This window comes from Streptomyces sp. NPDC001393 (assembly GCF_053597455.1).
The window spans coordinates 1-20,666 of record NZ_JBSFIH010000019.1; the positions used below are offsets into that span (position 1 = coordinate 1).

Sequence of the window (20,666 nt, forward strand, 5' to 3'; positions counted from 1 at the left end):
CACGCTCGAACAGGCTCGCGCGGGGGCACCCCCATCGCGGCGGGCGCAGGGCCCGCCCTCCGGGCGGACGGCGGGAATGTGACGACAGGACCTAGGCCGTGCGCCAGCGCCTTCAGGCGTTCGCCTTGCGCGCGGCCTCGATCGCCGCCGCCAGCCGCTCCGGCTCCCGCGTCGACAGATACAGGTACGGCGTCGGGTCCTCGGGGTCGGTGACCTCCACCCGCAGCGCCGTGGGGATGTAGGCGCGCAGCAGCAGGAAGGCGCGGGTGTCGGCCTTGTACGTCCGCCAGGCGCGGGCCTCCTCCGCGTCCAGCACCTCCGAGTCGCCCAGCGCCGACACCGGGATCTTCGCCTCGCCCGCGATCAGCTGGTCGCCCACGACCCGGATGCGCGGCGAGCCGTAGGCGCTCGCGACCACCGCCGCCGCTGCCGTACCGCCGACCAGGCCGCCGAGCAGCGGCAGGGTGCCGAACGGGAGCAGGATCAGGGCGAAGGAGACGCCCACGAGGAAGCTGATCAGCCACCACGAGCGGGGGGCGGTGAGGCGTTCTTCGTAGGGGGTGGCGGAGAGCTGCATGGAGCCAAGCTTGGCACGGGATCCGAAACCCCCCGACGCGCGGGTAAGGTCTGCGGCTGTGAGTGGTAGTTCCGCAAGCCTTCAGCCTCCTGCCGACGCGGTGAAACCCGTACGGCACCCCGACGCGCCCGCGCCCGGAGAACTCCTCGGCGCCCACTACGAACACTGTTTCGGCTGTGGCCCCGGGCAGTCGCACGGACTGCACCTGGAGGCACGGGCCGGCGAGGGCGTCTCGCTGACCGCCGAGTTCACCGTCCAGCCCGCCCACCAGGGCGCCCCGGGCCTCGCACACGGCGGGGTGCTGGCCACGGCCCTCGACGAGACCCTCGGCTCGCTGAACTGGCTGCTGCGGACCATCGCCGTCACCGGCCGGCTGGAGACCGACTTCGTGCGGCCCGTGCCCGTCGGCACCACGCTGTACCTTCAGGCCGAGGTCACCGCCGTGGCCGGCCGGAAGATCTACTCCGCCGCCACCGGACGCATCGGCGGCCCCGACGGCCCCCTCGCGGTCCGGGCCGACGCCCTCTTCATCGAGGTCAAGGTCGACCACTTCGTCGACCACGGCCGCAAGGAGGAGATCCAGGCCGCCATGAGCGACCCGGACCAGGTCCGGCGTGCCCGCGCCTTCGAGGTGAACCCGTGAGCCGTGGCCACCTGAACGTGCTGCTCCGGCGTGTCGACCCCGACGTACCGCTTCCGGCGTACGAGCATCCGGGGGACGCGGGAGCCGATCTGCGCACCACCGAGCCGTGCGAACTGGGGCCGGGGGAGCGGGCCGTGCTCCCCACGGGTGTGTCGATCGCCCTGCCCGAGGGGTACGCGGCCTTCGTGCACCCGCGCTCCGGTCTCGCCGCTCGCTGCGGTGTCGCCCTCGTGAATGCCCCGGGGACGGTTGATGCCGGGTACCGTGGGGAGATCAAGGTGATCGTGGTGAATCTCGACCCGCGCGAGAGTGTGCGGTTCGAGCGCTTCGACCGGATTGCCCAACTGGTCGTCCAGCAGGTCGAGAGGGTCCGTTTCCTTCAGGTGGCGGAGCTTCCCGATTCGACGCGGGCCGAAGGGGGCTTCGGGTCCACCGGCGGCCATGCCGCGGTGGGCGGCGAGAGCGGCACAAGCGGTCAGGCCGCCGAAGGCGGTCCGACGGGTGGGAATCGATACGCTTCGGTCGTATCCGACCGGGAAGGACAGTGACGTGTTCGGACGTCGCAAGAAGAAGGGTGCCGCCGAGGACGCGGCCGGCGAGGCCGAGCAGGTCGTCGACAGCGTCGACACCGAGGCGGACGAGGAAGAGGAGGCCGAGCGCGAGCGCGTCCGGCTGGAGCCCGGGCCCCGGCCCGACGGGCCCTGGGACAGCACCGAGGTACGGGACCCGGCCGAGGGCCGCGTGGACCTCGGCGGACTGTTCGTACCGGGCGTCGACGGCATGGAGCTCCGGGTCGAGGTCGCCGGTGACGCGATCGTCGCCGCCACCGTCGTGCTGCGCGACAGCGCCATCCAGCTCCAGGCCTTCGCCGCGCCCAAGCGCGAGGGCATCTGGGGCGAGGTCCGCGACGAGATCGCGGGCGGCATCACCCAGCAGGGTGGCATCGTCGACGAGGTCGAGGGCCCGCTCGGGTGGGAACTGCGCGCCCAGGTGCCGGTGCAGCTGCCGGACGGAACCGGCGGCTTCCAGGTCGTGCGGTTCGTCGGTGTGGACGGCCCGCGCTGGTTCCTGCGTGGTGTGATCTCCGGCCAGGGCGCGGTGCAGCCGCAGGCCGCCGGGCTGCTGGAGCAGATCTTCCGCGACACGGTCGTGGTGCGCGGCGAGGGCCCGATGGCGCCTCGCGACCCGATCGTCCTGAAGCTGCCGAACGACGCGCAGATGGTGCCCGAGGGCGTCCAGCAGGAGGAGGGCTCGCGCTTCTCCGGCGGCATGGGGCAGCTGCAGCGCGGTCCGGAGATCACCGAGGTCCGCTAGGCGCTCCGCCGGCTTCAGCAGGGATGTACGGGCCGTGCCTCCGAGGGGTGCGGCCCGTTTTTGCGGGGCGCCATGTGTCATCAGGGTTGCGTCAAAGTTGTCCGTCGCACGCCCCCCTGCCCGGTTTGCCGTAATTGTTGGCCGTAAGGTCGACGCTGCGTAGGCGGCAGTCACGGGAAGAGAATGGAGCCATGGCACGCGGCAAGCTTCGGATCTACCTCGGTGCGGCACCGGGCGTGGGCAAGACCTACGCCATGCTGTCCGAGGCGCACCGCCGCGTGGAGCGGGGCACCGACTGCGTCGTGGGCTTCGTGGAGCACCACGACCGGCCGCGCACGGAGGTGATGCTGCACGGTCTGGAGCAGGTGCCGCGCAGGGAGCTGGAGTACCGGGGCACCCGCTTCGGCGAGATGGACGTCGACGCCGTGCTGCGCAGGGCGCCGGCCGTCGCCCTGGTGGACGAACTCGCCCACACCAACATCCCCGGCTCCCGCAACGCCAAGCGCTGGCAGGACGTCGAGGAACTGCTCGCCGCGGGGATCGACGTCGTCTCGACCGTCAACATCCAGCACCTGGAGTCACTCGGCGACGTGGTCGAGTCGATCACGGGCGTGCGGCAGCGCGAGACCGTCCCGGACGAGGTGGTACGGCGGGCCGACCAGATCGAGCTGGTCGACATGTCCCCGGAGGCGCTGCGCCGCCGTATGGCGCACGGCAACATCTACCAGCCGGACAAGGTCGACGCGGCCCTGTCCAACTACTTCCGCCCCGGCAACCTGACCGCCCTGCGCGAGCTGGCGCTGCTGTGGGTGGCGGACCGGGTCGACGAGTACCTGACCGCCTACCGCAGCGAACACCGCGTCTCCAGGATCTGGGGTTCCCGCGAGCGGATCGTGGTCGGCCTGACCGGCGGCCCCGAGGGGCGCACCCTGATACGGCGCGCCGCGCGGCTCGCCGAGAAGGGCGCAGGCAGTGAGGTGCTGGCCGTGTACATAGCCCGCAGCGACGGGCTGACCTCGGCCTCCCCGAAGGAGCTGGCCGTCCAGCGCACCCTCGTGGAGGATCTGGGCGGCACCTTCCACCATGTCGTCGGCGACGACATACCGGCCGCCCTGCTGGACTTCGCGCGCGGCGTGAACGCCACCCAGATCGTGCTGGGCTCCTCGCGCCGCAAGGCCTGGCAGTACGTCTTCGGGCCCGGCGTCGGCGCCACGGTCGCCCGGGACTCGGGCCCCGACCTCGACGTCCACATCGTCACCCACGAGGAGGTCGCCAAGGGCCGCGGACTGCCCGTGGCCCGGGGCGGACGGCTCGGGCGGGCCCGGATCATCTGGGGCTGGGCGGTGGGCCTGGTGGGGCCGGTGGTCCTCGCGGTGCTGCTGAACACCGTCGACCTCGGCCTCGCCAACGACATGCTGCTGTTCCTGAGCGTCACCGTCGCGGCGGCGCTGCTCGGTGGCCTGCTGCCCGCCCTCGCCTCGGCGGCCTTCGGCTCGCTGCTGCTGAACTACTTCTACACCCCGCCGCTGCACCGGCTGACCATCGCCGACCCCAAGAACATCGTCGCCATCGCGATCTTCGTCGGGGTCGCCGTGTCCGTGGCCTCGGTGGTGGACCTCGCCGCCCGGCGCACCCACCAGGCCGCCCGGCTGCGCGCCGAGTCGGAGATACTCTCCTTCCTCGCCGGGAACGTGCTGCGCGGCGAAACCAGCCTGGAGGAGCTGCTGGAGCGGGTCCGGGAGACGTTCGCCATGGAGTCGGCCGCGCTGCTGGAGCGGGCGGGCGACGTCGAGCCGTGGACCTGCGCCGGGCGGGCCGGATTCGGGCGCCCTCTGGAGCGGCCCGAGGACGCCGACGTCGACATGCCCGTCGGCGACCACATGGCGCTCGCGCTCACCGGCCGCGTGCTGCCCGCCGAGGACCGCCGGGTGCTCGCCGCCTTCGCCGCGCAGGCCGCCGTCGCCCTGGACCGCCGGCGCCTGCAGGAGGAGGCCGACCGGGCCCGCGCGCTCGCCGAGGGCAACCGCATCCGCACCGCGCTGCTCGCCGCCGTCAGCCACGACCTGCGCACCCCCCTGGCCGGCATCAAGGCGGCGGTGTCGAGTCTGCGCTCCGACGACGTGGACTGGTCCGAGGAGGACCGGGCGGAGCTGCTGCAGGGCATCGAGGAGGGCGCCGACCGGCTGGACCACCTCGTCGGCAACCTCCTCGACATGTCCCGTCTGCAGACAGGAACGGTCACCCCGCTGATCCGCGAGATCGACGTGGACGAGGTCGTGCCGATGGCGCTCGGAGGTGTCCCCGAGGGCAGTGTCGAGCTGGACGTGCCCGAGAGCCTGCCGATGGTCGAGGTCGACCCAGGGCTGCTGGAGCGGTCCGTGGCCAACCTGGTGGAGAACGCCGTCAAGTACAGCCCGAAGGACCGGCCCGTACTGGTCTCCGCCAGCGCCATGGCCGACCGGGTCGAGGTTCGGGTGGTGGACCGCGGGCCGGGCGTACCGGACGAGGCCAAGGGCCGGATATTCGAGCCGTTCCAGCGGTACGGCGACGCCCCGCGCGGCGCCGGGGTCGGGCTCGGCCTCGCGGTCGCCCGGGGCTTCGCGGAGGCCATGGGCGGCACCCTCGACGCCGAGGACACGCCGGGCGGCGGACTCACCATGGTGCTCAGCCTCCGCGCGGCAGGATCGCGTCCCGAGTCCCTCGCAACGGGCCGGGACCTCGCAGAACCAGAAAGGCAGACGACTCTATGACCCGGGTGCTCGTGGTCGACGACGAGCCGCAGATCGTGCGCGCCCTCGTGATCAACCTCAAGGCACGCAAGTACGAGGTCGACGCGGCGCCCGACGGCCGTACCGCCCTGGAACTCGCCGCCTCCCGGCACCCCGACGTGGTCGTGCTCGACCTGGGTCTGCCCGACATGGACGGCGTCGAGGTGATCAGGGGCCTGCGCGGCTGGACCCGGGTGCCCATCCTGGTCCTGTCCGCCCGGCACTCCTCGGACGAGAAGGTCGAGGCGCTGGACGCGGGCGCCGACGACTACGTCACCAAGCCCTTCGGCATGGACGAGCTGCTGGCCCGGCTGCGGGCCGCCGTACGCCGGGCCGAGCCGGTCGGACCCGGCGAGGACGACCTGACGACCGTCGAGACCGAGGGCTTCACGGTCGACCTGGCCGCCAAGAAGGTCAACCGCGCCGGCAAGGACGTCCGGCTCACCCCCACCGAGTGGCACCTGCTGGAGGTGCTGGTGCGCAACACCGGCCGCCTGGTCAGCCAGAAGCAGCTGCTGCAGGAGGTGTGGGGGCCGTCGTACGGCACGGAGACCAACTACCTGCGGGTGTACATGGCCCAATTGCGCCGCAAGCTGGAGACGGACCCGTCACACCCGAAGCACTTCATCACCGAGCCGGGGATGGGCTACCGGTTCGAGAAGTGAGCGGGCCAAGTGAGCCGGGTGGTGAAGGGAACGGGGCGAAGTGAGCCGGGTGGTGAAGTGAGCTTGGCTACGGCGCCGTCGGTGGGCCCCGGTACGCTTCAGGTATGAGTGCTGTTCCTCGTTCCGAAAAGCCGGCCGGCCGGTTCCGGCGCATGCTCGACCGGCTTTCCTCGTCGCAGGAGGACCTGGAGTCCGAGGAACTGCGTGAGGATGCCGAGACGGCGGGCTGTACCAGGATCGGCGACTGCCACGACCGGCAGATCGTCACCGTAACTGGTACCTTGCGCACGGTCACCTTGCGACCGCGCGCCGGGGTCCCCGCCCTGGAGGCCGAGCTGTTCGACGGCTCCGCCGCGCTGGACGTGGTGTGGCTCGGCAGGCGTTCCATCGTGGGCATAGAACCGGGGCGCAAGCTGATCGCATCGGGCCGGATCTCGATGAGCCGAGGCCGCCGGGTGCTCTTCAACCCGAAATACGAACTGCGACCCCTCGGACGGGAGTAGCCGGTGACGTCCCTCGACAAGCCGACCGAAGGCACCGACCAGAGCCCGTCGGAGGACGCCCGTGCGGTGACCGAGGCCGCGCTGTTCGATGCGTTCGGCGGTGTCCGCGGCATGGTCGAGACGGTCGTGCCGGGCCTGCTCTTCGTGGCGATCTTCACGGTCGACAAGAACCTGCACGTGTCGGCGATCGCCGCGCTGATCGTGGCCCTGGTCCTGGTCGTGGTCCGGCTCGCGATGAAGGACACCGTCAAGCACGCCTTCAGCGGCGTGTTCGGGGTGGCCTTCGGTGTCGCGTTCGCGATGTTCACCGGAAACGCGAAGAACTTCTATCTGCCCGGCATGCTCTACACGCTGGGCCTGGCGCTGGCGTACATCGTCACGGCCCTCGCCGGGGTGCCCCTGATGGGTCTCATCCTCGGCCCGGTCTTCAAGGAGAACCTCTCCTGGCGCACCCGCAACCCCGGTCGCAAGAAGGCCTATGCCAAGGCCAGTTGGGCCTGGGGGCTGATCCTGCTGGCCAAGTGCGCGATCCTCTTCCCGCTCTACTGGTGGTCCGACACCACCAAGCTCGGCTGGGTCCTGGTCGCCCTGAAGATCCCGCCGTTCCTGCTGGCGGTCTGGCTCACCTGGATCTTCCTCGCGAAGGCCCCCGCACCCATCGACGTCTTCGCCGAGATGGAGGCCGAGGAGAAGGCCGAGAAGGAGCGCCAGGCCACGCTGGCCGCCGAGGGCGGCGAGGCGACCGGGGGACGCCACCGCCGGGGGGCCTAGCCGGCCACGGCACCGGGGCCGGCCTTCGGCCTCCTCGCCGCGACGGCAGCTTGCGTACGACGACGGCACTCGCCCGCCCGGGGCGGTGCCGCCGCCGCACCTGACCCGAGGGTGACCTGCGCAGCTGCTCTGCGGCCACCGAGCCGACCTCTGTTCCCTGGACGGCGCTCGTTGCGTGCCCTGCTGGTGGGCTCGTGACCCGGAGCGCCCGGGGACCCGGCGGGAGCCGTGGACGACCGGCCGGAACTGGGACCCGGATGGTGCGCAGCTGCCGCTCGGCGGTGGCCGGTCCGGGCGGAAGCGGATGTCGTCGCCGTGCCGTCGGTCGGCGTCGTACCGGGTGATGCCCCCGGGACTCCCGGGACCGCTCGCCCGGTGGTGTCCGGTGCCGCGGTACCGGCGTCGGCGGCGCCCCGAGTGCCCGCATGCCGAAGGCCCGGCGGATCCGCTGATCCCCGGGCCCTCGGCCTGGCAGCGCGCGGACCGGCCGGCCCGTCGGCGCGTCGGCTAGCTCGAGGTGTCCTCGCGCCGTACCGACAGCAGCTCCTCCAGCTGCTCCTCGCGGGCCTGCGCGGCCACGAAGAGGAGCTCGTCGCCCGGCTCCAGGGAGTCCTCCTTGGACGGGGTCAGCACGCGGGTGCCACGGATGATCGTGACCAGGGAGGTGTCCTCGGGCCACTGGACGTCGCCCACCTGGGTGCCGGCCAGCGCCGACTCCTCCGGCAGGGTCAGCTCCACGAGGTTGGCGTCGCCGTGGCTGAAGCGGAGCAGCCGGACCAGGTCGCCGACCGAGACCGCCTCCTCGACCAGGGCGGACATCAGGCGCGGGGTGGAGACGGCCACGTCCACGCCCCAGGCCTCGTTGAACAGCCACTCGTTCTTCGGGTTGTTGACGCGGGCGACGACGCGCGGGACGCCGTACTCCGTCTTGGCGAGCAGCGAGACGACCAGGTTGACCTTGTCGTCGCCGGTCGCGGCGATGACGACGTTGCAGCGCTGCAGCGCCGCCTCGTCCAGGGAGGTGATCTCGCAGGCGTCGGCCAGCAGCCACTCCGCCTGGGGCACCCGCTCCACCGAGATGGCGGTCGGCGCCTTGTCGATCAGCAGGACCTCGTGGCCGTTCTCCAGCAGCTCGCCCGCGATCGAGCGGCCGACGGCGCCGGCTCCGGCAATGGCGACCCTCATCAGTGACCGCTCTCCTCTTCCGGGCCCTGGGCGAACGCCGCCTCGACCTTCTCGACGTCGTCCGACCGCATCATCACATGCACGAGGTCGCCCTCCTGCAGCACCGTCTGCGAGGTCGGCAGGATCGCTTCGCCGAGGCGGGTCAGGAACGCCACCCGGACGCCGGTCTCCTCCTGCAGCTTGCTGATCTTGTGCCCGACCCACTTGGGGGAGGCGTGCACCTCGGCGAGCTGCACCCCGCCGGTGGGGTCGCGCCACAGCGGCTCGGCACCGGAGGGCAGCAGCCGGCGCAGCATCTGGTCGGCGGTCCAGCGGACCGTCGCCACGGTCGGGATGCCGAGGCGCTGGTAGACCTCGGCTCGGCGCGGGTCGTAGATACGGGCGGCCACGTTCTCCACGCCGAACATCTCGCGGGCCACGCGTGCGGAGATGATGTTGGAGTTGTCACCGCTGGAGACGGCGGCGAAGGCGCCGGCCTCCTCGATGCCCGCCTCGCGCAGGGTGTCCTGGTCGAAGCCGACACCGGTGACCCGGCGGCCCCCGAAGCCCGGGCCCAGCCGACGGAAGGCGGTCGGGTCCTGGTCGATCACGGCGACCGTATGGCCCTGTTGCTCCAGGGTCTGGGCGAGAGCGGAACCCACTCTCCCGCAGCCCATGATGACGATGTGCACGACCGTCCTTCCGATGTCAAGACGTTCTCTCGAGCTTATTGACTTGGCCTTAACAGGTTCTCAGACCGAGGCCCAAAGCTACACACGAGCGCAGGGCGGTTGGCACCCCCCTGTGCAGGGATCGGTGTCCGCGATCAACGGGGGCGGGGGCCGGCGCGTGATGCTGCGCACGCTGCACAGGGTCAGGATTCCGAGGCCGAGGAGGGCGACGGTCGCCCCGATGAGCTCCGCGGTGGCGGGCATGGATCCTCCGAGATGCGATGACGTGCGGGATCTGCCATCTAGGCACGGGGAGCGCGCGGACCACGGAATCCGCAGTTCAGTGCGCCCCTGAATTCACTCGTGAGGCAGATCTCGGACACCGGGTGGGCGGCTGCCTGATCCAAGGCCTACGATCCTCTGTCGTGTCCAAACTGACCGACATGCCCAAACGGATTCTGATCGGGCGCGCACTGCGCAGTGACCGGCTGGGCGAAACGCTCCTGCCGAAGCGCATCGCACTCCCCGTCTTCGCCTCCGACCCGCTGTCCTCCGTCGCCTACGCGCCGGGGGAGGTCCTCCTGGTCCTGTCCGTCGCAGGTGTGTCGGCGTACCACTTCAGCCCGTGGATCGCCGTCGCGGTCGTGGTGCTGATGTTCACCGTGGTCGCCTCCTACCGGCAGAACGTGCACGCCTACCCGAGCGGCGGCGGCGACTACGAGGTCGCCACCACGAACCTGGGCCCCAAGGCGGGCCTGACCGTGGCCAGCGCCCTGCTCGTGGACTACGTCCTCACCGTCGCCGTCTCCATCGCCTCCGGCATCGAGAACCTCGGCTCCGCGATCCCCTTCGTGGTCCAGCACAAGGTGCTGTGCGCGGTCGCCGTGATCGTGCTGCTCACGCTGATGAACCTGCGCGGCGTGAAGGAGTCCGGCAAGCTCTTCGCGATCCCGACGTACGTGTTCGTCGGCGGCGTCTTCATCATGATCGCGTGGGGCGTCGTACGGGGTCTGGTCCTCGGCGACACCATGCGTGCGCCGACCGCGGACTACCACATCAGGGCCGAGCACCAGGGCCTGGCCGGCTTCGCGCTCGTCTTCCTCCTGCTGCGGGCCTTCTCCTCCGGCTGTGCCGCGCTGACCGGTGTGGAGGCGATCTCCAACGGCGTGCCGGCCTTCCGCAAGCCCAAGTCGAAGAACGCGGCGACCACGCTGGCGATGATGGGCCTGCTGGCCGTCACCATGTTCTGCGGCATCATCGCCCTCGCCATGTCGACCAAGGTCCGCATGGCCGAGAACCCGGCCACCGACCTCATCCACAACGGCCACCCGCTCGGCTCCGGCTATGTCCAGAACCCGGTGATCTCCCAGGTCGCCGAGGCCGTCTTCGGCAAGGGCAGCTTCCTGTTCGTCGTCCTCGCGGCCGCCACCGCGCTGGTCCTCTTCCTGGCGGCGAACACGGCGTACAACGGCTTCCCGCTGCTCGGCTCGATCCTCGCCCAGGACCGCTACCTCCCGCGCCAGCTGCACACCCGCGGCGACCGCCTCGCCTTCTCCAACGGCATCGTGCTGCTCGCGGGGGCCGCGACCCTGCTGACGTTCATCTACGGCGCGGACTCCACCCGTCTGATCCAGCTGTACATCGTCGGCGTGTTCGTGTCCTTCACGCTCAGCCAGACCGGCATGGTCCGGCACTGGAACCGCCACCTGGCGGTCGAGACGGACCCGGCGGTGCGCCGCCGCATGATGCGCTCGCGCGCGATCAACGCCTTCGGTGCCTTCTTCACGGGTCTGGTGCTGGTCGTCGTCCTGGTCACGAAGTTCACGCACGGCGCCTGGGTGGCCCTGCTCGGCATGTGCCTCTTCTACGCGACCATGACCGCCATCCGCAGGCACTACGACGGCGTCGCCGACGAGCTCTCGGCCCCCGAGGAGCCGGACGACGACCTGGTCCGCCCGTCCCGGGTCCACTCCGTCGTCCTGATCTCCAAGATCCACCGCCCGACGCTCCGCGCCCTGGCCTACGCCAAGCTGATGCGCTCGGACACCCTGGAGGCGGTGACGGTCAACGTCGACCCGGCCGAGACCAAGGCGCTGCGCGAGGAGTGGGAGCGGCGCGGCATCGACGTACCGCTCAAGGTCCTGGACTCGCCGTACCGCGAGATCACCCGCCCGGTGATCGAGTACGTCAAGAGCCTGCGCAAGGAGTCGCCGCGCGACGCGGTCTCCGTGATCATCCCCGAGTACGTGGTCGGCCACTGGTACGAGCATCTGCTGCACAACCAGAGCGCCCTGCGCCTGAAGGGCCGTCTGCTGTTCACGCCCGGCGTGATGGTCACCTCCGTGCCCTACCAGCTGGCGTCGTCCGAGGCGGCCCGGGCCCGCGCCCGCAAGCGGCAGGAGTGGAGCGCACCGGGTGCGGTGCGGCGCGGTCCGGCGGCGGAGCGGCCGAAGCAGCCGTCGGCGGCCAAGGAGTGAGACCGGGCCAAGGAGTGAGACCGGGGGTCCGGGTACTGGGCCCGAGGCCTTGAGCCGGGTCTTGAGCTCGCGTGCCGAGCCCGGGTCCGGGCTGTGGTGAGCGGCCGGACGACAGCCACGTAGACTGGTGGGCTGTTGTCCGGCCGTTTCCCGTTTCCGATCTGGAGTCACCCCGCCATGCAGGCAGAACCGAAGAAGTCGCTGGTCGGGGAGGAGTACGAGGTCGAGATCGGCCCCGTCGCCCACGGCGGTCACTGCATCGCCCGCACGGCCGAGGGCCAGGTGCTGTTCGTCCGGCACGCGCTGCCGGGCGAGCGAGTGGTGGCGAAGGTGACCGAGGGCGAGGAGGGAGCCCGCTTCCTGCGCGCGGACGCGGTGGAGATCCTGGAGGCGTCCAAGGACCGCATCGAGGCGCCCTGCCCCTTCGCGGGCCCCGGCCGCTGCGGTGGCTGCGACTGGCAGCACGCCAAGCCGGGCGCCCAGCGCCGCCTCAAGGGCGAGGTGATCGCCGAACAGCTCAAGCGGCTGGCTGGCCTCACGCCCGAGGAGGCCGGCTGGGACGGCACGGTGATGCCGGCCGAGGGCGACAAGCTGCCGGCCGGCCAGGTCCCCCAGTGGCGCACCCGCGTCCAGTACGCCGTCGACGCCGAGGGCCACGCGGGCCTGCGCCGCCACCGCTCCCATGAGATCGAGCGCATCGACCACTGCATGATCGCGGCGGAGGGCGTCAGCGAGCTGGGGATCGAGCGACGGGACTGGACCGGCATGGAGTCGGTCGAGGCGATCGCGGCGACGGGCTCGCAGGACCGCCAGGTGATCCTCACCCCGCGCCCCGGCGCCCGCCTCCCCCTCGTCGAACTGGACAAGCCGGTCTCGGTCCTCCGCGTCGACGAGAAGTCCGGCGGCGTCCACCGGGTCCACGGCCGCCCCTTCGTTCGCGAGCGCGCGGACGGCCGTACCCACCGCGTCGGCAACGGCGGCTTCTGGCAGGTCCACCCGAAGGCGGCGGACACCCTGGTGAAGGCGGTCATGCAGGGCCTCCTCCCGCGCAAGGGCGAGATGGCCCTGGACCTCTACTGCGGAGTCGGCCTGTTCGCGGGGGCGCTGGCCGACCGCCTCGGCGAGAAGGGCGCGGTCCTCGGCATCGAGTCCGGCAAGCGTGCGGTGGAGGACGCGCGCCACAACCTCGCCGAGTTCCCCCGCGTCCGCATCGAACAGGGCAAGGTCGAGTCGGTCCTGCCGCGCACCGGCATCACCGAGGTCGACCTGATCGTCCTGGACCCGCCCCGGGCCGGCGCCGGCCGCAGCACGGTCGCCCACCTCTGCTCCCTCGACGCCCGCCGCATCGCCTACGTCGCCTGCGATCCCGCTGCGCTGGCCCGCGACCTGGGGTACTTCCGCGAGGGCGGGTACCGGGTGCGGACGCTTCGGGCGTTCGATCTGTTTCCGATGACGCATCACGTGGAGTGCGTGGCGATTCTGGAGCCCGCAGCAAAGGGCGTCTGACCTGCTGTTCTTCTGGTTTCCCAGGTTGCGTGCGGGTCGTGCCGACATGTTTCCGCAGGTCCACCGCGTGGAGCATGATGCAGGTTCCTGCCACATGTCTCACCTGCGGTTTCGCAGCGGGGCGCGGGCCGAGAACGCCTTGCCTCAACTCCGTGAGGGCCGGGTTCGGCAAATTTCTTGACGCTTGTTCGACGCTGATTCTGACGGAGCGTGACGCGGACCCGCACTCTGGGATGGCGGCAGCCGAGTGCGAGCCGGTGTCCGAAGCGAGCGAGGGCGGATCCCCGGGTGAGCTGGTTGCCGCACTCTGCTCAGCCCTGAGCAGGATGGACTCTCGGCCACGGTGTTCGTCCTCGTCGCCTCGGCGGGCGCCGGATGCACCGCGGCGAGCATCCCGATCGCGAGGTCGCCGCCACCACGGCGGCGACCCGGGACCGTCAACGATGTCCTTGCGGAGGGGCGGGAGAAGCCGCACCGTGGGCTGTCACGGCTTCACCCCTTCGTTTGTGGCAGGCCCCCTCAGGTACGGGTCCAGCGTTGGTTGTTGCCGTTCGAGCAGGAGTAGAGCTGGATCGGGGTGCCGTTGGCGGTGCCGCCCGAGACGGCGTCGAGGCAGAGGCCGGACTGGACGCCGACGATGGATCCGTCGGAGTTGAGGCGCCATTTCTGGTTGTCGCCGCCCCAGCAGCTGTAGATCTGGACTTTGGAACCGTTGCCTGTGCCGGCGGCGTCAAGGCATTTGTTGCCGTAGACCCTGAGCTCGCCGGCGTCGGTGTACGTCCACTGCTGGTTGGTGCCGCTGTGGCAGTCCCACAGCTGGAGCTGTGTGCCGTCGGTGGTGCCGGCTCCGGGCACGTCCAGGCAACGGCCCGAACCGACGCCCTTGATCTGTCCGCCATCCGCAGGGGGCGTCGTGGAGCCGCCGCCGTTGAGTGCGTTGAGGACGGCGGTGTAGGCAGGCTTCTTGCTGCCGTCGCCGTTGAACAGCAGCGGCGTGTCGCCCGATCGCCAGGAGTCGGTGTCGCGCACACCCCAGACGGTGATGCCGAGGCAGCGCGGGACGGCCAGGCAGTCGTTGGTCACGTTGGCGTAGGTCGAGGCCGAGGCGCCCTGGATGTCGAGTTCGGTGATGGCCACGTCGACGCCGAGGGCGGCGAAATTCTGCAGGGTGGTGCGGAAGTTGCTGTTGTAGGGGCTGCCGCTGTTGAAGTGCGACTGGAACCCGACGCAGTCGATCGGCACGCCGCGCTGCTTGAAGTCCCGGACCATGGCGTACACGGCCTGGGTCTTGGCCCAGGTCCAGTTCTCGATGTTGTAGTCGTTGTAGCAGAGCTTGGCCGCCGGGTCGGCGGCGCGCGCGGTGCGGAAGGCGACCTCGATCCAGTCGTTGCCCGTGCGTTGCAGGTTGGAGTCCCGCCGACCTCCCGAATTGCCGTCGGCGAAGGCCTCGTTCACGACGTCCCACTGGGCGATCTTGCCCTTGTAGTGGCCCATGACGCCGTTGATGTGGTCGATCATCGCTTGGCGCAGTGAACTGCCGCTGAGGCTCTGCATCCAGCCGGGCTGCTGGGCGTACCAGGCCAGTGTGTGGCCACGCACCCGCTTGCCGTTCTGCACCGCCCAGTTGTAGACGCGGTCGCCGGCGCTGAAGTTGAACTGGCCCCGCTGTGGTTCGGTGGCGTCGATCTTCATCTCGTTCTCGGCCGTCACCATGTTGAACTCACGGCTTGCGATCGTCGTGTACGCCGAGTCGCCCAGCCTGCCGGAGGCGATGGCGGTGCCGAAGTAGCGGCCACTCTGTGCCGCCGCGGCGCCAAGCGTGTTCTCGGCGGCGTGTGCGGTCGGCGGTGCGGCCAGTGCGGTGACCGCACCGAGGACGCCGACGACCAGCGCCAGCAGCAGGCTGCGGATCTTCCGGCGGGTAACGGATCTGGGAAGGGCATACGAGCCCATGACTGTGCCTCCGAGGTAGAAATCGCTGATCGACTGAAGCGCAGGGGATTGCGTCGTCCGGCCCCGTCCGGCAGACGGACGGGGCAGGTCGGAGCCCGGGCAGGACGGAATCACCGGACACCGCAGTCATGGGGACCGGGATGACGCCAACGGCACGGGCGCCGCCCCCGGTCGGCCGTCGGGCGACGTACGGCGGGCAGCGGGCGTGTTCCACGTCTCGACACAGGCATGGGGTACTCCAGCGCGGCTCAGCCGGGGGACCGTCACACGGCGTCGCATGCCTCTCCAACTGCGGGGGAGAGCCAGGATGCGCTGGTGCGAACCTCACGGGAACGGAACGGGGTGGCGCAGGTGATGTGGTGCGCGGGTCTGCCGTGCAGCTGGTCGCTGATCTGCCGTACAGCATGGATTGCCCAGGCCGATACAGCCCGGAATCTCGAACCAGGCCCGGTTTCTCAGACAGGGATGATTGAGGCGTGACCGTGGATCGTCAATACTCCCCGCCGAAGAAATTTCCGATTGGTGGACGAAACTTTTGATCGCCCGGTAAGCGGACGGCGGCCTCCGATGCTGGCGTCGGCGGGCGTGCGGATTTCGTTGTCAGGGGCGTTGAAGGCGGGGTCGACCGAGTGTCTGCACCGTCCGCACATCGCTCCCTTTCGGGGTCAAGTCGCTTACGAGCCAGCCATTTGACGGTGTGGCGTGCGCTGGTCGGCGCGTGGTGGTGCGAATGTTTCGGCGTCTGAGGCGATACATGCGGGAGCTATTGACGGCGTTCACCGGTTCTCTATCATCGGGTTGCTCGATAAACCGACCTTTGTTCGACATGGCGAACAATATGTCATGGACTCATCACTTACCCCGGTCCGCCGTGGTGCTCGCGGACTGCTGCACACCGCACCACGCCGACAGTCCGGCCAGCCTCTGACGAGGCCAACCGGAACCGCCTACTCAGGGTCTAGGGAGTATCCATGCGCAGAGGAAGTTCCAGCCGCAGGCATCCGTCAGTGGTGCTCGCTGCCGTGGTTGCGGCCCTGGCCGCGTTGGCGGCGATGCTCGTCGCCGTCCCGGCTCAGGCGGCTTCCAGCGGCGCCTTGCGCGGTGTTGGTTCCGGCCGGTGTCTCGATGTGCCGGGCGCCAGCCAGACCGACGGCACGTATCTGCAGATCTATGACTGCTGGGGCGGGACCAACCAGCAGTGGACGTTGACGGACAGCAACCAGCTCACCGTGTACGGCAACAAGTGCCTGGATGTTCCGGGCCACGCCACCACGGCCGGTACCCGGGTGCAGATCTGGACCTGCTCCGGCGGTGCGAACCAGCAGTGGCGGGTGAACTCCGACGGCACTGTCGTCGGAGTGGAGTCCGGGCTGTGCCTGGAGGTTACGGGTTCCGGTACGGCCAACGGTACGGCGGTGGAGATCTGGACGTGCAACGGGGGCAGCAACCAGAAGTGGACCGGCCTGTCCGCGTCCACCCCACCGGGCGGTAACTGTGCTCTGCCGTCGACGTACCGCTGGTCGTCGACGGGTGCGTTGGCGCAGCCGGCGAACGGATGGGTCTCGCTGAAGGACTTCACCAACGTGACGTACAACGGCAAACACCTGGTCTACGCGTCGAACGTGTCGGGATCGTCGTACGGCTCGATGATGTTCAAGCCCTTCACGAACTGGTCGGACATGGCGTTGGCCGGCCAGACCGGGATGAGCCAGTCCGCGGTGGCGCCCACGCTGTTCTACTTCGCACCCAAGAAGATCTGGGTGCTGGCGTCCCAGTGGGGCGCGTCGCCCTTCGTCTACCGCACGTCCAGCGACCCCACCAACCCGGGCGGCTGGTCCGCGCCGCAGCCGCTGTTCACCGGCAGCATCCCGGGCTCCGCCCCGATCGACCAGACACTGATCGCCGACGACCAGAACATGTACCTGTTCTTCGCCGGTGACAACGGCAACATCTACCGGGCGAGCATGCCGATCGGGAACTTCCCGGGCAGCTTCGGCTCGTCGTACACGACGGTCATGAGCGACACGGTGAAGAACCTGTTCGAGGCGCCGCAGGTCTACAAGGTGCAGGGCCAGAACCAGTACCTCATGATCGTCGAGGCGCGGGGTGCGAACGAGCAGCGCTACTTCCGCTCCTTCACGGCCTCCAGCCTGAACGGTTCGTGGACCCCGCAGGCCGCCAGCGAGGACAACCCCTTCGCCGGCAAGGCCAACAGCGGTGCCACCTGGACCAACGACATCAGCCACGGTGACCTGGTCCGCAACAACCCCGACCAGACCATGACCATCGACCCCTGCAACCTGCAGTTCCTCTACCAGGGCAAGTCCCCCACCGCGAGCGGCCCCTACGACCAACTGCCCTGGAGGCCGGCTGTCCTCACCCTGCAGCGCTGAACCGGCCTGTGTACCTCGCCGACGGCCGGCCTCACCCAGATCGGGCCGGCCGTCGCCTTTGCCACCATGAAGCAGCGCCGGGGAAGCCGATGAACCGCTAACGAGCGCCGAGCCGGACACGGTGCTCTGCTGGAGGCTCCATGCGTTGACTCCAGCCGCCGGTCCGGGCAGCTCTGGGCGACCGGCCGCCAGAAGATCTCCTTGAGGATGTCGACTTCGCATTCCTGCCTCGTTATTGGGTCGGTCACGGTGAAGCGGGCGGACAGCGGAGCGGTCTCCAGCGCCTGCACCCTCCAACCGCGGGCTTCCAGGCCGGCCCGGAGCGTGGCCGCGATGTCGGCCATGGGCGCCGGGTTCTCGGTGGCGACGTCGAGGTCCTGGCTGGGGCGGTTCACGAGGTGGTGCGCCCGCACGGCGTACCCGCCGGTGAGAACCAGGGGGTACGGGGAGCCAAGGGCGATCACGTCCGCCAGGAGCCGCGTGTGCAGCTCCGGCATGTCCGTCACGCGGCTGCCCGGGTGCGGGAGGCGAGCTGGGGGAATGCGTCTTCCCAGACGGTGCGCACAGTGCGGCCGACGAGGGTGCGCAGTATCGGCCACAGCTGGAGGAGCAGGTCCCGGTTCAGATACCGGGGCAGGTCATCACGCAGGCCCTCGTGCAGGACGGTGCGGTACAGGCCCATGCGCTGACGAGGCTTGCTCATGTCGTACGAGGTCAGCCCGGACCAGGCCAGGTGCAGCGGCAGCTCCACGACCCCCTGGGTCGGGCCGTGCAACTCGTCCAGCGACTCCGGCAGACGCCGCCGGAACTTCTCCCGATACAGCGCGAGGTCCTCGGCATCCGCGGGCGAGAAGCCCCTTGATGCGGATGCAGAGTGCTGTGGATTGGAGGACATGAGTCCATTATGACGGCCGGAGAGGTGGTGCGGGCCATGATGTGAGCACTGGTGTCTGGAGCGAGCGAGGCGGATCCCTCGGAGTGATCTGGTTGCCGCAGTCTGTTCCGCCTTGAGCAGCACGGACTGTCCGCCGTGACGCTCGTTTGACGCTCTGGGCGCTTTCAAACTCCACAGCGAGCCGAGAAAGTGCCTCTGACCTGGCCTTTTCTACGGCTCGCTCAGGCCGACATCCTTCCGATGACGCACCATGTGGAGTGCGTGGCGATTCTGGAGCCTCTGGCAAAGGGCCAATGACCTACTGGTTCTCTGATTTCGCATGGCGACGCCGACGGGCTTGAACACGGTGCGCTTGCGGTGGTCGGCGGGCGCGGAGGTCAGGGCTGTGCCCAGTTCGGTGAGGTCGTGCTGGCCAGCAGTTCGTCCGGCAGTTCGCGCATGGTGGGCGGAAGGCGCCGATGGCGTTGACGTGGACCTGTGCGGGCAGGGCGGAGCCCAACAGGAACCTCGAACACGAACCAGCCAGGCTCCGGCCACTCGCCGATCACGTCCGAGAGCTTGAGCGGGACCTGGCCGCGGCCCGCACCAGCCTGCGTCAGATGATCCGGAACGGCAATCAGTACCGATCAACTCGTGCAGCGGCGGAGTTGACGGAGCCGGCCAGAGACTGCCTTCAGTAAGGTTTGGTCTTCTCCTGCTCCGGATCGGTTCCGGCGGCATGAGCGGCGGCACGTCCGCGACCACGGCCCGTTGCCGCTCGCCGAGGCTGTGCCAACCTGTCGCTTGCCCAGCCGCGTCAGTCGACGGTCGGGGCGGCGGCGTATTCCTCGTCGGTGACGGGGGTCAGCCAGTGGACGACGTCGTGGTCGGCGTCCGCCTCGTTGATGGCCAGGTGGACCATCAGCCGGTTCGGTGCGGCGCCGTGCCAGTGCTCTTCGTCGGCTTCGAACAGGACGCGGTCGCCGGGCCGGATGACCTCGATCGGCCCGCCGCGGCGCTGGCACAGGCCGACGCCTTCGGTGACGAAGACGGTCTGGCCCAGCGGGTGGCGGTGCCAGTGGGTGCGCGCGCCGGGCATGAAGTGCACCAGGTTGGCGCTGACCCGGGAGGGGGAGGGCGCGGCGGCGACGGCGTCGATGTAGACGTCGCCGGTGAACCAGTCGGCGGGTCCCTTGACGGTGTTGATCGAGCTTCGGGTGATCTGCAAGGTCGTACCTTCTCTGCAGGGCCTTTCCCGTAAAGGGGTCAGGGCTTGAGGAGTGTCTTGATGGCGCGGCGCTCGTCCATCGCCTGGTAGCCCTCGGCGACCTGCTCCAGGGGGAGGGTGTGGTCGAAGACCTTGCCCGGGTTGATCCGGCCCGACAGGACGAGGGCGATCAGCTCGGGCAGGTAGCGGCGGACGGGGGCGGGGCCGCCGCGCAGGCCGACGTGGGAGAAGAACAGCTCCTGACCGTCGATGGCGACCTGGTGGGGGACGCCGACGAAGCCGACGTTGCCGCCCGGGCGGGCCGAGTGCAGGGCCTGCCGCATGGCCTGGGCGGTGCCGACGCACTCCAGGACCGCGTCGGCGCCGATCCCGCCGGTCATCTCCTTGATCCGGGCGACGCCGTCCTCGCCGCGCTCGGTGACGATGTCGGTGGCGCCGAACTCCCGGGCGAGCCTCTGGCGGGACTCGTGGCGGCTCATCGCGATGATCCGCTCCGCGCCCATCTCCTTCGCCGCGATCACCGCGCACAGGCCGACCGCGCCGTCACCGACCACGACGGCGGTGGAGCCTGGCTTCACCTCGGCGGCCAGCGCGGCGTACCAGCCGGTGCCCATCACGTCGGACACGGCGAGCAGGCCGGGCCAGAACTCCTGGGCCGGATGCTCATCGGTGGCGACCAGGGTGCCCTGGGCGTTGGGGATGCGCACGTACTCGGCCTGGCAGGTGCTCATGAACTCGCGGTTGAGGCAGTTGGACTGCCACCCGTTGCGGCAGTTGGCGCAGGTGTTGTCCGAGGTGGCGAACGAGCCGACGACGAACTGGCCCGGCCTGAGGGCGGTGACCTCGGCTCCGACCTCCTCCACGAAGCCGACGTACTCATGGCCCATCGGGTGGGGCTCGTCGGTCGCGTCCAGGCCGCGGTAGGGCCACAGGTCGGAGCCGCACACGCAGGTGACGGCCGTACGGATGATCGCGTCGGTCGGCTCGAGGATCTTGGGGTCGTCCAGGGTCTCGAAGCGCACATCGCCGGGGGCGTGGATCACTGCTCCGCGCATGAGGGAAGTCCTTACGTGCTGGGGGGTGGGCGGGCCGGTGCCGCGGCCTGTGGGCCGTGTGTGCCCGTGTGTGGTTGCATGCCGGGCGCACGAGGGCGACGCTG

Annotated in this window: 17 protein-coding genes and 1 pseudogene; 10 read left to right on the top strand and 8 right to left on the bottom strand. The window is 70.0% G+C overall.

Annotated features, from left to right (window positions below; genetic code table 11):
* Nucleotides 1-112: 112 nt before the first annotated feature.
* Nucleotides 113-577, bottom strand: a complete 465-nt coding sequence (locus tag ACWC2T_RS21275; RefSeq protein WP_450671905.1) for a DUF3093 domain-containing protein — start codon at nucleotides 575-577, stop codon at nucleotides 113-115.
* Nucleotides 578-635: 58 nt separating this feature from the next.
* On the opposite strand from ACWC2T_RS21275, the gene ACWC2T_RS21280 reads away from it, so the two are divergent.
* From ACWC2T_RS21280 to ACWC2T_RS21310, 7 genes are all read left to right on the top strand, one after another.
* Nucleotides 636-1,220 carry a PaaI family thioesterase gene (locus tag ACWC2T_RS21280; protein WP_450671906.1) on the top strand — a complete coding sequence of 195 codons (585 nt, stop codon included), beginning with the start codon at nucleotides 636-638 and terminating at the stop codon, nucleotides 1,218-1,220.
* On the top strand, nucleotides 1,217-1,768 hold the full coding sequence (dut, locus tag ACWC2T_RS21285) for a dUTP diphosphatase (RefSeq protein WP_450671907.1): 552 nt from the start codon (nucleotides 1,217-1,219) through the stop codon (nucleotides 1,766-1,768). Before ACWC2T_RS21280 ends, dut begins: the two co-directional genes overlap by 4 nt.
* A gap of 1 nt (nucleotide 1,769) precedes the next feature.
* Nucleotides 1,770-2,534, top strand: coding sequence for a DUF3710 domain-containing protein (locus ACWC2T_RS21290; protein WP_450671908.1), 765 nt, complete (start codon nucleotides 1,770-1,772; stop codon nucleotides 2,532-2,534).
* 191 nt (nucleotides 2,535-2,725) lie between these two features.
* Nucleotides 2,726-5,284, top strand: coding sequence for an ATP-binding protein (locus ACWC2T_RS21295; protein ID WP_450671909.1), 2,559 nt, complete (start codon nucleotides 2,726-2,728; stop codon nucleotides 5,282-5,284).
* Nucleotides 5,281-5,967, top strand: a complete 687-nt coding sequence (locus tag ACWC2T_RS21300) for a response regulator (protein WP_351208935.1) — start codon at nucleotides 5,281-5,283, stop codon at nucleotides 5,965-5,967. The genes ACWC2T_RS21295 and ACWC2T_RS21300 overlap by 4 nt, the downstream gene beginning before the upstream one ends.
* Nucleotides 5,968-6,071: 104 nt before the next feature.
* A complete protein-coding gene (locus ACWC2T_RS21305; protein ID WP_079048543.1) occupies nucleotides 6,072-6,470 on the top strand; it encodes an OB-fold nucleic acid binding domain-containing protein in 399 nt (132 codons plus the stop codon).
* 3 nt (nucleotides 6,471-6,473) lie between these two features.
* A complete protein-coding gene (locus ACWC2T_RS21310) occupies nucleotides 6,474-7,241 on the top strand; it encodes a DUF3159 domain-containing protein (RefSeq protein ID WP_450671910.1) in 768 nt (255 codons plus the stop codon).
* Nucleotides 7,242-7,748: 507 nt separating this feature from the next.
* On the opposite strand, the gene ACWC2T_RS21315 is transcribed toward ACWC2T_RS21310, so the two are convergent.
* Both ACWC2T_RS21315 and ACWC2T_RS21320 read right to left on the bottom strand, forming a co-directional pair.
* Nucleotides 7,749-8,426, bottom strand: coding sequence for a potassium channel family protein (locus ACWC2T_RS21315; RefSeq protein WP_153543699.1), 678 nt, complete (start codon nucleotides 8,424-8,426; stop codon nucleotides 7,749-7,751).
* Entirely contained in the window at nucleotides 8,426-9,097 is a 672-nt protein-coding gene (locus ACWC2T_RS21320; protein ID WP_055704256.1) for a potassium channel family protein, read from the bottom strand. Before ACWC2T_RS21320 ends, ACWC2T_RS21315 begins: the two co-directional genes overlap by 1 nt.
* 404 nt (nucleotides 9,098-9,501) lie before the next feature.
* Here ACWC2T_RS21320 and ACWC2T_RS21325 point away from each other — a divergent pair, with 404 nt between their 5' ends.
* Together ACWC2T_RS21325 and ACWC2T_RS21330 are read left to right on the top strand one after the other, a co-directional pair.
* Nucleotides 9,502-11,553, top strand: a complete 2,052-nt coding sequence (locus tag ACWC2T_RS21325; RefSeq protein WP_450671911.1) for an APC family permease — start codon at nucleotides 9,502-9,504, stop codon at nucleotides 11,551-11,553.
* Nucleotides 11,554-11,730: 177 nt separating this feature from the next.
* Complete coding sequence (locus ACWC2T_RS21330) at nucleotides 11,731-13,059, top strand: class I SAM-dependent RNA methyltransferase (RefSeq protein WP_450671912.1); 1,329 nt, start codon at nucleotides 11,731-11,733, stop codon at nucleotides 13,057-13,059.
* A 519-nt stretch (nucleotides 13,060-13,578) separates the two neighbouring features.
* On the opposite strand, the gene ACWC2T_RS21335 is transcribed toward ACWC2T_RS21330, so the two are convergent.
* Nucleotides 13,579-15,012 (bottom strand): endo-1,4-beta-xylanase, encoded by a 1,434-nt coding sequence (locus ACWC2T_RS21335; RefSeq protein WP_450671913.1) that lies wholly within the window; start codon nucleotides 15,010-15,012, stop codon nucleotides 13,579-13,581.
* Nucleotides 15,013-15,983: 971 nt separating this feature from the next.
* On the opposite strand from ACWC2T_RS21335, the gene ACWC2T_RS21340 reads away from it, so the two are divergent.
* Nucleotides 15,984-17,405 carry a non-reducing end alpha-L-arabinofuranosidase family hydrolase gene (locus tag ACWC2T_RS21340; protein WP_450671914.1) on the top strand — a complete coding sequence of 474 codons (1,422 nt, stop codon included), beginning with the start codon at nucleotides 15,984-15,986 and terminating at the stop codon, nucleotides 17,403-17,405.
* Nucleotides 17,406-17,575: 170 nt separating this feature from the next.
* On the opposite strand, the pseudogene ACWC2T_RS21345 reads toward ACWC2T_RS21340, so the two are convergent.
* The 4 genes and pseudogenes from ACWC2T_RS21345 to ACWC2T_RS21360 all read right to left on the bottom strand — a co-directional run.
* Nucleotides 17,576-17,902: pseudogene (locus tag ACWC2T_RS21345) on the bottom strand (nucleotidyl transferase AbiEii/AbiGii toxin family protein); the annotation flags it as partial.
* 5 nt (nucleotides 17,903-17,907) lie between these two features.
* Entirely contained in the window at nucleotides 17,908-18,300 is a 393-nt protein-coding gene (locus tag ACWC2T_RS21350; protein ID WP_450671915.1) for a hypothetical protein, read from the bottom strand.
* 796 nt (nucleotides 18,301-19,096) lie between these two features.
* Entirely contained in the window at nucleotides 19,097-19,507 is a 411-nt protein-coding gene (locus ACWC2T_RS21355) for a (R)-mandelonitrile lyase (protein WP_450671916.1), read from the bottom strand.
* Nucleotides 19,508-19,545: 38 nt separating this feature from the next.
* Nucleotides 19,546-20,562 carry a zinc-dependent alcohol dehydrogenase family protein gene (locus ACWC2T_RS21360; RefSeq protein WP_450671917.1) on the bottom strand — a complete coding sequence of 339 codons (1,017 nt, stop codon included), beginning with the start codon at nucleotides 20,560-20,562 and terminating at the stop codon, nucleotides 19,546-19,548.
* Nucleotides 20,563-20,666: the final 104 nt, after the last annotated feature.

What these genes read in the sequence shown, in the direction of transcription:
- ACWC2T_RS21275 (WP_450671905.1), bottom strand. Translation starts at nt 577, where the DNA reads ATGCAGCTCTCCGCCACCCCCTACGAAGAACGCCTCACCGCCCCCCGC.
- ACWC2T_RS21295 (WP_450671909.1), top strand. Translation starts at nt 2,726, where the DNA reads ATGGCACGCGGCAAGCTTCGGATCTACCTCGGTGCGGCACCGGGCGTG.
- ACWC2T_RS21300 (WP_351208935.1), top strand. Translation starts at nt 5,281, where the DNA reads ATGACCCGGGTGCTCGTGGTCGACGACGAGCCGCAGATCGTGCGCGCC.
- ACWC2T_RS21305 (WP_079048543.1), top strand. Translation starts at nt 6,072, where the DNA reads ATGAGTGCTGTTCCTCGTTCCGAAAAGCCGGCCGGCCGGTTCCGGCGC.
- ACWC2T_RS21315 (WP_153543699.1), bottom strand. Translation starts at nt 8,426, where the DNA reads ATGAGGGTCGCCATTGCCGGAGCCGGCGCCGTCGGCCGCTCGATCGCG.
- ACWC2T_RS21330 (WP_450671912.1), top strand. Translation starts at nt 11,731, where the DNA reads ATGCAGGCAGAACCGAAGAAGTCGCTGGTCGGGGAGGAGTACGAGGTC.
- ACWC2T_RS21335 (WP_450671913.1), bottom strand. Translation starts at nt 15,012, where the DNA reads ATGGGCTCGTATGCCCTTCCCAGATCCGTTACCCGCCGGAAGATCCGC.
- ACWC2T_RS21340 (WP_450671914.1), top strand. Translation starts at nt 15,984, where the DNA reads ATGCGCAGAGGAAGTTCCAGCCGCAGGCATCCGTCAGTGGTGCTCGCT.
- ACWC2T_RS21350 (WP_450671915.1), bottom strand. Translation starts at nt 18,300, where the DNA reads ATGTCCTCCAATCCACAGCACTCTGCATCCGCATCAAGGGGCTTCTCG.
- ACWC2T_RS21360 (WP_450671917.1), bottom strand. Translation starts at nt 20,562, where the DNA reads ATGCGCGGAGCAGTGATCCACGCCCCCGGCGATGTGCGCTTCGAGACC.